Source organism: Micromonospora mangrovicola (assembly GCF_047200535.1).
In the GTDB taxonomy this organism is placed as follows: domain Bacteria; phylum Actinomycetota; class Actinomycetes; order Mycobacteriales; family Micromonosporaceae; genus Micromonospora.
This window is the reverse complement of the sequence record NZ_JBJZOG010000073.1, coordinates 20,067-32,227: the sequence shown is the minus strand read 5'-3', so window position 1 is coordinate 32,227 and position 12,161 is coordinate 20,067. Positions and strand designations below refer to the sequence as shown.

Sequence of the window (12,161 nt, the reverse complement as noted above, 5' to 3'; positions counted from 1 at the left end):
TGGCCCCCTCGGCGTGTTTTTGTCCCCAGGGAAAGGGGGGGGGGGGGGGAGGGTGGGGGGGGTTGGGGGGGGGGGGGGGGGGGTCCCCCTCCCCCCCCCCCCCCGCTCGCCGCTTGACCCGTAGGAAATCTCCTACCTATTGTGGTGGCCATGACCGTGACCCACGTGAAGCTCGTCTCCGTACCCGTCGGCGACCAGGACCGGGCCCGCGACTTCTACGTCGACGTGCTCGGCTTCGACCTGGTCTTCGACAACCCGATGGGGCCCGGTGGTCGCTGGGTCCAGGTGGCCCCGAAGGGCGCCGACACCGCGCTCACCCTGGTCACCTGGTTCCCGACCATGCCGCCCGGCTCGCTCAAGGGCCTGGTGCTGGAGACCGACGACCTCGACGCCGACGTGGCCCGGCTGCGGGACCGGGGCGTCGCCTTCGCCGATGGCGGCATCCAGACCGCGCCCTGGGGTCGGTACGCCACCTTCGACGACCCCGACGGCAACGGCATCGTCCTCCAGTCCACCCGGGTCTGACGTGGCGGACGTCTTCGCGGCGCTGGCCAACCCGACCCGGCGGGAGCTGCTCCGGCTGCTGCTGGAGCGGGGCGAGCAGCCGGTGCAGCAGCTCGCCGACCACTTCGACATGCGGCGGCCCAGCCTGTCCGAGCACCTGCGGGTGCTCAAGGATGCCGGGCTGGTGACCGAGCATCCGGTCGGCCGGCAGCGGTTCTACGCGCTGCGCCCCGAGCCGTTGCGCGAGATGGCCGACTGGCTCGGCCCGTACGAGCGGTTCTGGCGGGCCCGCCTCGCCGACCTGCGCGACGTGCTGGACGGGCTGCCGGATGACTGAGCCGGCGGCCATCGCGGTGGACCAGTTCCTGGCGCATCCGCCGGCCAAGGTCTGGCGGGCGCTGACCGATTCCGATCTGCTGGCCCGCTGGCTGATGCCGAACGACTTCCGGCCCGTGCCGGGGCACCGGTTCACCTTCCGCACCACCCCACGGCCCGGCCAGGGTTTCGACGGCGTCATCCACTGCGAGGTGCTGGAACTGGACGAGCCCCGCCGGCTGCGCTGGGCCTGGCGGGGTGGCCGGCTGGACACCGTGGTCACCTGGACCCTGGTGCCGGAGGGGCGGGGCACCCGGCTCCTGCTGGAGCACGCCGGCTTCGACCCGGACGACCCGGTGCAGCGGCGCACCTTCACCCTGCTCGACGGCGGCTGGCGCAGCCACGTCTGGCCCCGCCTGGCGCGGGAGTTGGCCGATCTGGTCTGACCGCGAGGACCGGGCAGGACCTCGAACCCGCGGCTCATGGTCCTCGGCGGGGATGGCAGGTGGCCGTGGTCGGCTACGAACTTGATGACGTGGACGACTCGCCGAGGGGGCGTACCCGATCCGCCGTCCCGACCGATCCGTTCGGGTCATCAAGTTCCCAGCAGCTCGACCGCCCTTCCTCCGCCCACTCCGTTCCCTCCGCCCCGGGCGGTGCGGGCCGGGCGTCGGCGGCTGTCCCGAAGGGCGGGTGGTGACGGGTCGTCCGCGATGGCCGGGCGTGACCGGGCCGTGGTCTCAGCGGGCCGGCACCAGCCGGGCGTGCAGGGCGGCCGGGTCGGTGACCTCGGGAAGGTCGCGGGCGGCGAGCCAGGCCGCCGCCGCGGCGGCGTCCCCGGCCGCGCACAACGGCGCGTCCGGCCAGCGCCGGCCCAGTTCGCCACGGACCGCGTCGGCGAGCGCGGTGTCCCCGGTGAGCAGCCCGCCACCGATCACCAGCGGGTTACCGGCCCCGGCCGGCCGGATCCGGCCGACGCTCTCGGCGAGCAGCGTGGCCGCCTCCGCGACGAGCGACGCGGCGGCCGGCTCGCCCTCGCGGGCCGCCGTCACGACGAGGGGCGCGAGCCGGGCCAGTTCCACCGGCGGGCGCCGGGTCACCGCCTGCACCACCGTCTCCGCGGTGGCCCGGGGCCGGGCCGCCACCTCGGACGATCCGGTCAGCTCGGCGAGGATCCGCCGGGCCAGCCCACCGGGGGCCTCGGCCCGGTCCAGGTCGGCCAGCAGCCGGCGGACCGCCTCCCGGCCCAGCCAGAATCCGGAGCCGGCATCGCCGAGCAGCCAGCCGTGCCCGTCCGCGACGCGGTCCAGGCGCAGGTCGCGGACTTCGGCGGCGATCGCGCCGGTGCCGGCGATGAGCACGGTGCCGTCCGGGGCCGCCGTGCCCGAGGCGTACGCGACCAGGGCGTCGCCGTGCACCGCGTACGGGCAGCGCAGCCCGGCGTCGGCCCAGGCCTGGTCGAAGGCGGCGTGGCCCTGCGGATCGGCGAGGAGGCGTCCCGCTCCGGCGAGCCCGATGGTGCCCGCGCGGACCCGGGCCGGATCGACGTCGGCGAGGGCGGCCCGCAGCGCGGCCAGCAGTTCGGCGGCGGCCCGGTCGGCGCCGTGGGTGGTCGGGTTGCCGCCACCGGCCCGGCCGGTGCCGAGCCGTACCCCGTCCAGGCTGACGGCGGCCGCGCGGGTGGACGTACCCCCGACGTCGAGGCCGACCACGACGGTGTCGGACATCCGGGTGGCCTCCCTGCGCTCGCGGCGTCGTGGCCTTCATGCTGGTCGGCCGCGCTCCGGGATGCAAGATCCGTCCTGTGCGCCAGGTAACAGTTTGAAAACTTCGCCCACGGCCTTGACACGGAGGGGCCTTCAGTAAGAACTTTTACCACTAACAGTTAACACTCTTTTCCGAAAGGCGTCCCATGGTTGATCACGAGGTGGACACCCCCGCGGGGACCGCGGTGGTCGACGCCGACGCGGTCGACCGGCGGGGTGCGGTGGCGGTCTCCTCCGACGGGGTGCTGGCCAGGGTCCGGGCCGGGGCGGGGGAGCTGACCGGAGCGCTGCGCCGGGTCGCTGAGCACGTGCTCAGCGACCCGGAGGCGGCGGCCCGGGCCACCATCGTGGAACTGGCCGAGCGCAGCGGCACCTCCCCGGCGACCATCACCCGGTTCTGCCGGGCGATGGGCTTCGAGGGCTACGCCGACCTGCGGCTCGGCATCGCCGCCGAGACCGGCCGGGCCCGGTCGGCCGGTTGGACCGTCGACATCGGCCGGGAGATCCAGCCCGGCGATCCGCTCTCCCGGGTGCTCGACCAGATCATGGCCGCCGACACCCGGGCCATGCACGACACCGCCGCGCTGCTCGACCTGACCGAGGTGGAGCGGGCCGCGGTGGCGATCGCCGGGGCGAGCCGGGTGAACATCTTCGGCGCCAGCGGCAGCGCCCTGGTCGGCGAGGAGATGCAGTTCAGCCTGCACCGCATCGGGGTGGCCGCCTGGGCCTGGAGCGACGTGCACGAGGGGCTGGCGAGCGCCGCGCTGCTCGGCGCCGGCGACGTCGCCCTCGGCATCTCGCACACCGGCCAGACCCGGGAGACCATCGAGATGCTCGCCGAGGCGGGCAGCCGGGGAGCCACCACGGTCGCGCTGACCGGCTTCCCCCGCTCGCCGCTGGCCGAGCTGGCCGACATCGTGCTGGTCACCGCCAGCCAGGCCACCACCTTCCGGCCCGACGCACTCTCCGCCCGGCACCCCCAGCTCGTCGTGCTCGACCTGCTCTACATCGCGGTGGCGCAGCGCACCCACGACCGCGCCCACGCGGCCTTCCGGCGTACCGCCCAGGCCGTCGACGGGCACAAGGCCGCGAAGGGGGCCACCTCATGATCAGTGCCCAGCGGTACGCGGACGCCGTCCGCCCGGTGCTCGACCGGCTGGTCGACACCCAGGCCGAGGCGGTCGACCGGGCGGCGGACCTGATCGCCGCCGGGCTGCGCCGCGGCGGGGTGCTCCAGGCGTTCGGCGCCGGCCACTCCGAGGCGTTCGCCGCCGAGCTGGTGGCCCGCGCCGGCGGCCTGGTCCCCACCAACCGACTCTCCCTGCACGACCTCGTGCTGCACGGCGACGCGCCCCGCGACGTGCTCGCCGACCCCAAGCTGGAACGCGACCCGGCGGTCGCGCACCAGCTCTACGCCCTGGCGGCGCCGCAGCTGGAGGACGTGTTCGTGGTCGCCTCCCAGTCCGGCATCAACGGCTCGGTGGTCGAGCTGGCGACGCTGGTCCGGGCGCAGGGCCACCCGCTGATCGCGGTCACCTCGGTCGAGCACACCGCACGGGTCGCCCCGCGGCACCCGAGCGGCCACCGGCTCGCCGACCTCGCCGACGTCGTGCTGGACAACGGCGCGCCGTACGGCGACGCACTGCTGCCGCTCGAGGGCGGCGGCGCGGTCTGTGCGGTCTCGTCGGTCACCGCGGCGCTGCTGGCGCAGCTGCTGACCGCCGAGGTCGTACGACGGTTCCACCAGGCCGGAGAGGTACCCCCTATCTACCTCTCCGCCAACGTCCCCGGCGGGGACGAGCACAACCTCGCCCTCGAGTCGCGGTACGCCGGGCGCCTCCGGCGGACCGCCTGACCCGACACCACAAGGAGAGACAAGATGTCGGTTACCCCCGAGAACCGCGGCGACCTCAGCCGCCGCACCCTGCTGCAGCGGGCCGCGGCCGCCGGTCTGCTCGTCACTCCGGCCGCGGGCCTGCTCAGCGCCTGCGCCGGCAGTGAGCCGAGCAAGTCCAACGACACCGGCGGGACGAAGAGCAAGGACAACCCGTTCGGCGTGAAGGACGGCAGCGCCGTCAAGGTGGTCGTCTTCAACGGTGGCCTGGGTGACCAGTGGGCCAAGGAAGACAAGGTCGTCTTCAACGCCAAGCACCCGAACATCACGGTCAACATGTCTTCCACCCAGAAGATCAAGACCGAAGAGCAGCCGAAGATGGCCACGCAGCCGAGCGACCTGGTGATGAACTCGGGCGCCGACTCGATGGACCGCAGCACGCTGATCAACGAGGGTGCCATCGAGCCGCTCGACGACCTGCTCACCGCGCCCGCCTGGGACAGCGAGGGCACGGTGGCCGACTCGCTGCTGCCCGGCACCGTCTCCGACGGCACCCAGAACGGCAAGTTCTACGTGGTGAACGTCGCCTACACGGTGTGGGGCAACTGGTACAACGGCGCCCTGTTCAAGAAGGAGGGCTGGCAGCCGCCGACCACCTGGGAGGAGTTCTTCGCCCTGGCGCCGAAGATCAAGGCGAAGGGCATGGCGCCGTACGTCCACGACGCCGTCCACGGCTACTACCCGCGCTGGGGTCTGTTCGCCAGCATCTGGAAGTCGGCCGGCAAGCAGGCCGTCATCGACATCGACAATCTGAAGGACAACGCCTGGAAGGCCGACGGCGTCCTCGCGGCGCTGGAGCCGTGGGAGAAGCTGGTCAAGGACCGGCTGCTCCTGCCGGGCAAGCTCGACCACACCCAGTCGCAGCAGGCCTGGCTCGACGGAAAGGCCGCGTTCATCCAGGTCGGCACCTGGCTGAAGAACGAGATGGCCGCCACCATCCCGCCGGGCTTCGAGCTGACCCTCTCGGACTACTGGTCGAACGCCGGCGACAAGGCGGCGAAGGACGTCTTCGCCGGCTCCGGCGAGGGCTTCGTGGTGCCGAGCAAGGCGCCGAACAAGGAGGCCGCGAAGGAGTTCCTGCGGGCGATCCTGTCCAAGGCCGGTTCGGCGAAGTTCGCCGAGCTGACCAAGTCGCTGGCCTCCACCAAGGGCTCCGGCGACAACGTCCAGGACAGCGCGCTGGCCTCGGCGAACGCGCTGATGAAGAACGCCGGCTCGGACCTGATCTCGGTGAAGTTCCCGGACTTCTACGCCGACCTGGACAAGGAGAGCCAGAACCTCTCCGAGGAGCTGATGGCCGGCCGGCTGACCGCGCAGCAGTTCGTCGACAAGATGCAGGCGGCCGCCGACAAGGTCGCCAAGGACTCGTCGATCAAGAAGCAGACCCGCACCGCCTGATCCGAACGAGAGAGTGAGTCCAATGCGGCACGGAGTCGCGCGTTTCGTCACGGGCTTCCTGGCCCTGCCGGTCGCGCTGTATCTGTTCTACGTGGTGTGGCCGTTCGCGCAGGCGGCGGGATACTCGCTGACCGACTGGGGTGGGTACTCGGATTCCCAGCGCTTCGTCGGGCTGGACAACTACGTCCGGCTGCTCTCCGACGAACTGATCCGGAAGGCGTTCTGGCACAACGTCTTCTTCCTGGTCACCGTGCCGCTGTTCACCATCGCGCTGGCCCTGTTCCTCGCGTTCCTGCTCAATGTGGGCGGACGCGAGGACAGGGCCGGCATCCGGGGCGTCTTCGGCTCCGGCATCTACAAGGTAATTTTCTTCTTCCCGCAGGTGCTGTCGCTGGTGGTCATCGCCGTGATGTGGCAGCAGATCTACCGCACCGACGAGCAGGGCCTGATCAACGGCCTGCTCATCAAGATCGGGGTGGTCGACCCGCAGAACCCGATCGCGTTCACCGCCGACCCGGAGCCGTTCCTCGGCGTGCCGGCGGTGCTCTGGTGGCTGCTGCTCATCGCGGTGTGGAGCGGCGCCGGCTTCTACATGGTGCTCTTCTCCGCCGCCATGCAGTCGATCCCGAAGGAGATCTACGAGGCCGCGATCCTCGACGGCGCGGGCCGGTTCCACACCTTCTTCCGGGTGACCCTGCCGCTGCTCCGGGACAGCATCTCGGTCGCCTGGGTCTATCTGGGCTTCATCGCGCTGGACATGTACGCCCTGGTCTTCGTCATGACGCCGAGCCAGGGCGGTCCGAACCACGCCAGCGAGATCTTCGCCTCGGTGATCCAGTTCAATGCGTTCCAGAAAGGCCAGTTCGGCTACGCCTGCGCGATCGCCGTGGCGCTGGCCATCTTCACCATCCTGCTGGCCGCCCTCCAGCTGAGGATTACCCGCCGTGAGCGGATCGAGTTCTGAGGAGGCCTGGACGATGAGTACGGTGACCCACACCTCCGGCCAGACGCGACCCGGTGCGGTGCCGCCGGCCGGGCCGGCAGCGGGCCGACGGGCGAAAAGCGCCGCCAACGGCATCGGCGGCCGGATATTCAACGGCTTCTCCCACCTGTTCCTCGCGGTGTGGGCGATCATGGTGGTCTACCCGCTGCTCTGGGTGGTGATGTCCGCGCTCAAGACCGACTCGGAGGTGATCCGCGAACCGCTGTCGCTGATCCCCGACTCGCTGCAGTGGGACAACTTCGCCCGGGCCTGGACGGCCGGGATCGACAGCTTCTTCCTCAACACGCTGCTCGTGCTCGTCTTCAGCGTGACCCTGACGATGCTGCTGGGCTCGATGGCGGCGTACGCCCTGGCCCGCTACGAGTTCCGCGGCAACCGCCTGATCTACTGGATGTTCCTGTCCGGCCTGACCCTGCCGATCTACCTGGCCGCGGTGCCGCTGTTCAAGGGGGTCTACAACACCGGGATCAGCTTCCCGCTGCTCGGCCCGAACAAGCACCTCATGCTGATCCTGGTCTACGTGGCCTGGTCGCTGTCGTTCACGATCTTCTTCATGCACTCGTTCTTCCGGACGCTGCCCGACTCGATCGCCGAGGCGGCCATGGTCGACGGGGCCTCACACACCCGCACGTTCTTCAGCGTGATGCTGCCGATGGCCAAGCCGGGCCTGATCAGCATCGGCATCTTCAACGTGCTCGGCCAGTGGAACCAGTGGTACCTGCCGACCCTGCTCATGCAGTCGGTCTCCGGCGAGCCGAAGCACCAGGTGATCGCGCAGGGGTTGATCGAGCTGTCGGTCAACCAGGGCTACAAGTCCGACTGGTCCGGCCTGTTCGCAGGCGTCACCATGGCGATGCTGCCGGTGCTGATCGTGTACATCGTCTTCCAGCGCCAGGTCCAGTCCGGCCTCACCGCCGGCGTCGGCAAGTGAGCCAGCCCGCCCCCGTGCGGCTCCGGTGGCGGGTGCCGGCCGTCGTCCCGGCTGAGGCGGCGCCCCGGTCGGTGAGGTCGCTGATGGGTTGACAGCCCCGGCCACCGCGCGGACCGTCTCGTCCTCCGGGGCGGCAGGAGGTCGATCAGGAGCCGCGTGGCGGGTGAGCCGCCGGCCATTCGCAGGCCGCGAATGGCCGGACGGAGGCGCTCCGACCTCGGGGTCGACGGCCCCGGCCAACTGGTCGCCGCGCGGCTCGCCGGTCAGCGCTGCGCCGGATCCCGGCGTCGGACGGTGACGTGTTCGCTGCCGGTGGCCCCGGCGAGCCTACGCTGCATCGACCGGGCGATCCGCTCCGCTTGGATCTTTGCCCGCTCGGCGTTCGGGCCTGCGTACCGGTCGTCGATGGTGGCGCGCCAGAGTTCGAGCCAGCGGGCGAAGTGCTCGGGCCCGAGCGGTGCGACGCGGTGCAGGTCGACGTGCAGCGCCAGGGCGTTGCGCCGGTAGCCACCGGTGCGGAACAGCACGGTTTCCCAGAAGTCGCCCATGATCGGCAGATGGGCCGCCAGGTCCATCTTTGCGACGTCCACGAAGATGTGACCGAGCAGGTCGTCGGCGAACACTCGGGCGTAGAAGTCACTGATCAACAGGACGAGATCGGTCCGGTCAGCAATGTCGCGCCGCATGCGCAACCTCCTTTTATCCGATGCCGATCGTATATATTGGGGGCATGACCGACCAGGTGAGCTACGGCGCGCTTGCCGTGCCGAGCCGACGGCGCATCCTCGAGGCGCTCCGCTCAGCTCGTGCGCCGTTGGACGTGGTGCGCCTGGCGGGCGCGACCGGCCTGCACCCCAACACCGTCCGCTTCCACCTGGACGTGCTCGCCGACGCCGGCTATGTGAGTCGGAGTGAGCGCAGCGGAAGCGGGCCCGGCCGCCCCAGGGCCGTTTACGCCAGCACCACACCGACGCCCGCGAGCGATCGCTACCAACTGCTCGCCGAGATCCTCGCCGCGCACCTCGACCGGCTGCCGGCCGGGGCGGCGGCGCAGCAGGCCGGGCGAGCCTGGCTCACCGAGGCACCAGGTGGCCGGACTGCTGACCGGCCGACCGGGGGCGCGGAACCGGCGGCCGCCGGGTGGGCCGAGCAGGTCGCGCAGCGCGCGGCGGCCCTCTTCACCGAGCTCGGCTTCGAGCCGGCCCGCACGGCGACGCCGGGAGGGCAGCGGATCGAGCTGCACTCCTGCCCCTTCCTCGACCTCGCGCGGCGGTATCCCGACGTCGTGTGTCAGGTCCATCGCGGGCTGCTCGGCGGCGTCGCTGATCAGGTCGCGCCGGACGGCGCCGTCACCATCGACCTCGCGCCCTTCGCCCGCCCCGGGATGTGCGTGGCGACCGTCTCCTCGCCGTAGGGAAGAGTTCATGGACAAGTTGCGGACCGTCGCGCAGGTCGCGATCCCGTTCGTCTGGTTCGGGATGGTGATGGTCATCTCGGTGATCGAGGCGCCGTTGAAGTTCCGCGCTCCCGGGATCACCCGCGCGCTCGGGCTCGGCATCGGGCGCCTGGTGTTCCGCGCCCTCAACCTGGCGGAGCTGACGCTGCTGCTCCTGCTGACCCTGGCCCTCGTCGGAGCCTCCGCCGGGGTCGCTCGCTGGACGCTCACGGCGGTCGCCGGAGCGATCCTGCTGACGCAGGCGTTCATCCTGCGACCCCTGCTGGACGTGCGGGCGCAGCAGATCATCGCCGGCGGGCCGTCGGCCGCCTCCCACCTGCACCTGATCTACATCGCCTTGGAAGCGGTCAAGCTGGTCACCGTGGCGTGCCTGGGCGTCTCCCTGGTGCTGCGCCTACGCGGATAGCTCCGCCGACCACACGTACCGGCGGTCCGGGGCAGGTTTCGTCGCCTCATCCGGCGCCACGGCGTGACATCGTAGGGTTCTGCCGATGGGATCGGCGTCGTGTCGAGCGGACGGATGGGTGGGCAACAGATGCAGAAACTCAGTCTCGACGCGCTCGCCCGCGAGCATGCCGAGCGGGCCGCGAGGTCCGGCTCCGGGCGCAGCGCGGAGACGGTCTTCGGCGGACATGAGCGGACGCTGCGCCAGACGATCATTGCGCTAGGTGCCGGCGTCGAGCTCAGCGAGCACGAAAACCCCGGGCAGGCGACGGTGCTGGTGCTGCGTGGGCGGGTCGAACTGATCGGTTCCGCGGCGAGCTGGACCGGGCGCCAGGGGGACTTGATTCTGGTGCCGCAGGAGCGGCATCGGCTGGTCGCCCACGAGGACGCCGTGGTGCTGCTGACAGTGGCGAAGCTCGGCCGTTGAGGCGAACCGGGGCGCTGCTGCTCGGGCCACGGTCAGAACCCGCTCCACGCCGCGCCGTCCGGCTCGCCCCGGCCGGACATCTCGGCGTTGACCCGGGTGTACGCCGACCAGCTCGCCCCGCGGGGACACGCCGGCTGAGCGCGGCCTGAGCCGCCGGTACCGACGGGCCCGTGGTGAACCCGATGTCGGAGGGGCGAGGCAGAATCGCGTTTGTGCTGGTGGCAATCGTGTCGGACGAGCGGGGCGGGGGAGTGCTGCAATCCCTCGACGCCTCCGGTCGGCCCACCGGCCCGGCCGAGCCGGTGGCCGAGCTGGCCGCCGCGGTCGCGGGCCGCGAGGCGGCCGAGCATCCCCGCTGGGTCTGGGCCACCGGCGCCACGCTGTATCCCGCGCTGCTGCGTGCCGGGGTTCGCCTCGACCGCTGTCACGACCTGGAGCTGACCGAGGCGCTGCTGCTCGGGCACGCCGGCCGCTGGGGCGAGCCACGCTCGCTCGCTGCCGCCTGGGCGCGGCTGACCGGCGCGCCGGTGCCGCCCGATCCGGCACTCCGCCCGCCGGAGCCGCCCGGCCATGGCCAGGGCGCGCTCTTCGACGCGCCGTCCGGCCCGCCGGGCCCGGGCATCGAGGCGCTGACCCGGGTGTACGCCGACCAGCTCGCCCGGATCGCGGCGACCGCGCACCCCGGCCGGTTCCGGTTGCTGGTCGCCGCCGAGTCGGCCGGCGCACTGATCGCCGCCGAGATGGGGGCGGCCGGCCTGCCCTGGCGGACGGGCGTGCACGACGACATCCTCGCCGAGCTGCTCGGCGAGGCGTCCCCGGTGGGTGGCCCGCCGCGGCGGCTGGCCGAGCTGGCCGCCCGGATCGCCGACGCGTTCGGCGTACGGCAGCTGCACGCCGACTCCCCGGCCGAGCTGCTGAGGGCGTTCGCCCGGGCCGGCGTGGAGCTGCCCAACACCCGGGCCTGGGTGCTGCGCGGGGTGGACCACCCGGCGGTGCCGCTGGTCCTGGAGTACAAGGAGCTCTACCGGATCTGGACGGCCCACGGCTGGGCCTGGCGGGACGCCTGGGTCTCGGCCGGCCGCTTCCACCCGGAGTACGTGCCCGGCGGGGTGGTCTCCGGCCGCTGGGCCACCCGGGGCGGCGGGGCGCTGCAGATCCCCAAGGTGATCCGGCGCGCGGTGGTGGCCGACCCGGGCTGGACCTTCGTGGTGGCCGACGCGGGCCAGCTCGAACCCCGGGTGCTCGCCGCGGTCTCCGGGGACGAGCGGCTGGCCGCAGCCGGTGGCGCCGGCGACCTCTACGCCGCCCTCGCGCGGGACGCGTTCGGCGGCGACCGGGCCCGGGCGAAGGTGGCCCTGCTCGGTGCCATGTACGGGCAGACCGGCGGTGCGGCGGTGCCCGCCCTGGCGGTGCTCAAGCGCAAGTACCCGACCGCGTTCGGATACGTCGAGGCGGCCGCCCGCACGGGCGAGGCGGGCGGGCTGGTGCGGTCGTGGCTGGGGCGTACCTGCCCACCGGGTTCGCTGGGCTTCACCGACGGGGAGGAGCTGGACCCGGACGCCGGGGCGGACCCGCAGGGGCCCCGGGCCCGGGCGGCCCGGTCGCGCGGGCGGTTCACCCGTAACTTCGTCATTCAGGCGACCGCCGCCGAGTGGGCCTCGACGCTGCTGGCCACGCTCCGCACCGAGCTGGTCGGGATCGAGGCCGAGCTGGTCTTCTTCCAGCACGACGAGGTGATCGTGCACTGTCTGGCCGGGCGGGCCGAGGCGGTCGCCGCGGCGGTGAGCGCCGCCGGCGCCCGGGCCACCGCGCTGCTCTTCGGTGACACCCCGGTGCGGTTTCCGCTGGACCTGTCCGTCGTGGACTGCTACGCCGACGCGGCATAGTCGCACAATTTTCCTTTTTGCCCCGCTACCCGCTCGCGGGGGCGCTCGTTGGGTCCGTTGTGCGTACGACGGGACGGACCGGACGCGGCTGCGCCCGGTCCGTCCCCCTGGTCGAGGGGGCACAGCTGAACCGGATC

14 protein-coding genes are annotated in these 12,161 nt (G+C 72.2%); 12 read left to right on the top strand and 2 right to left on the bottom strand.

Annotation, left to right across the window (positions count from 1 at the left end; genetic code table 11):
* Positions 1–150: 150 nt before the first annotated feature.
* The 3 genes from ACL02O_RS24430 to ACL02O_RS24420 are packed head-to-tail and all read left to right on the top strand — an operon-like array spanning position 151 to position 1,265.
* Positions 151–525, top strand: a complete 375-nt coding sequence (locus ACL02O_RS24430) for a VOC family protein (RefSeq protein WP_412820483.1) — start codon at positions 151–153, stop codon at positions 523–525.
* 1 nt (position 526) lies between these two features.
* Positions 527–841, top strand: a complete 315-nt coding sequence (locus ACL02O_RS24425; RefSeq protein WP_412820482.1) for an ArsR/SmtB family transcription factor — start codon at positions 527–529, stop codon at positions 839–841.
* A complete protein-coding gene (locus ACL02O_RS24420) occupies positions 834–1,265 on the top strand; it encodes an SRPBCC family protein (protein WP_412820481.1) in 432 nt (143 codons plus the stop codon). The genes ACL02O_RS24425 and ACL02O_RS24420 overlap by 8 nt, the downstream gene beginning before the upstream one ends.
* A 294-nt stretch (positions 1,266–1,559) precedes the next feature.
* On the opposite strand, the gene ACL02O_RS24415 is transcribed toward ACL02O_RS24420, so the two are convergent.
* The gene (locus ACL02O_RS24415) at positions 1,560–2,546 is read right to left on the bottom strand and encodes an N-acetylglucosamine kinase (RefSeq protein WP_412820480.1); all 987 of its coding nucleotides are present in this window, start codon (positions 2,544–2,546) and stop codon (positions 1,560–1,562) included.
* Positions 2,547–2,731: 185 nt separating this feature from the next.
* Between ACL02O_RS24415 and ACL02O_RS24410 the strand changes: the two genes are divergently transcribed.
* The 5 genes from ACL02O_RS24410 to ACL02O_RS24390 are packed head-to-tail and all read left to right on the top strand — an operon-like array spanning position 2,732 to position 7,811.
* Positions 2,732–3,694, top strand: a complete 963-nt coding sequence (locus ACL02O_RS24410) for a MurR/RpiR family transcriptional regulator (RefSeq protein WP_412820479.1) — start codon at positions 2,732–2,734, stop codon at positions 3,692–3,694.
* Positions 3,691–4,440 (top strand): SIS domain-containing protein, encoded by a 750-nt coding sequence (locus ACL02O_RS24405; RefSeq protein WP_412820478.1) that lies wholly within the window; start codon positions 3,691–3,693, stop codon positions 4,438–4,440. The genes ACL02O_RS24410 and ACL02O_RS24405 overlap by 4 nt, the downstream gene beginning before the upstream one ends.
* Before the next feature lie 24 nt (positions 4,441–4,464).
* Complete coding sequence (gene ngcE, locus ACL02O_RS24400; RefSeq protein ID WP_412820477.1) at positions 4,465–5,877, top strand: N-acetylglucosamine/diacetylchitobiose ABC transporter substrate-binding protein; 1,413 nt, start codon at positions 4,465–4,467, stop codon at positions 5,875–5,877.
* 22 nt (positions 5,878–5,899) lie between these two features.
* Complete coding sequence (locus ACL02O_RS24395) at positions 5,900–6,841, top strand: carbohydrate ABC transporter permease (protein ID WP_412820476.1); 942 nt, start codon at positions 5,900–5,902, stop codon at positions 6,839–6,841.
* Between the two features lie 13 nt (positions 6,842–6,854).
* Complete coding sequence (locus tag ACL02O_RS24390) at positions 6,855–7,811, top strand: carbohydrate ABC transporter permease (RefSeq protein WP_412820475.1); 957 nt, start codon at positions 6,855–6,857, stop codon at positions 7,809–7,811.
* Positions 7,812–8,074: 263 nt separating this feature from the next.
* Here the strand turns inward: ACL02O_RS24390 and ACL02O_RS24385 are convergent, their stop codons facing one another.
* Positions 8,075–8,497: a group III truncated hemoglobin gene (locus ACL02O_RS24385; protein WP_412820474.1), complete on the bottom strand. Its 423-nt coding sequence runs from the start codon at positions 8,495–8,497 to the stop codon at positions 8,075–8,077.
* Between the two features lie 44 nt (positions 8,498–8,541).
* Here ACL02O_RS24385 and ACL02O_RS24380 point away from each other — a divergent pair, with 44 nt between their 5' ends.
* The 4 genes from ACL02O_RS24380 (at position 8,542) to ACL02O_RS24365 (ending at position 12,024) form a co-directional block, all read left to right on the top strand.
* The gene (locus ACL02O_RS24380; RefSeq protein ID WP_412820473.1) at positions 8,542–9,225 is read left to right on the top strand and encodes a helix-turn-helix transcriptional regulator; all 684 of its coding nucleotides are present in this window, start codon (positions 8,542–8,544) and stop codon (positions 9,223–9,225) included.
* Between the two features lie 10 nt (positions 9,226–9,235).
* On the top strand, positions 9,236–9,673 hold the full coding sequence (locus tag ACL02O_RS24375) for a hypothetical protein (protein ID WP_412820472.1): 438 nt from the start codon (positions 9,236–9,238) through the stop codon (positions 9,671–9,673).
* 99 nt (positions 9,674–9,772) lie between these two features.
* Positions 9,773–10,138 (top strand): cupin domain-containing protein, encoded by a 366-nt coding sequence (locus ACL02O_RS24370; protein ID WP_412820471.1) that lies wholly within the window; start codon positions 9,773–9,775, stop codon positions 10,136–10,138.
* Positions 10,139–10,320: 182 nt separating this feature from the next.
* Positions 10,321–12,024 (top strand): bifunctional 3'-5' exonuclease/DNA polymerase, encoded by a 1,704-nt coding sequence (locus tag ACL02O_RS24365; RefSeq protein WP_412820470.1) that lies wholly within the window; start codon positions 10,321–10,323, stop codon positions 12,022–12,024.
* Positions 12,025–12,161: the final 137 nt, after the last annotated feature.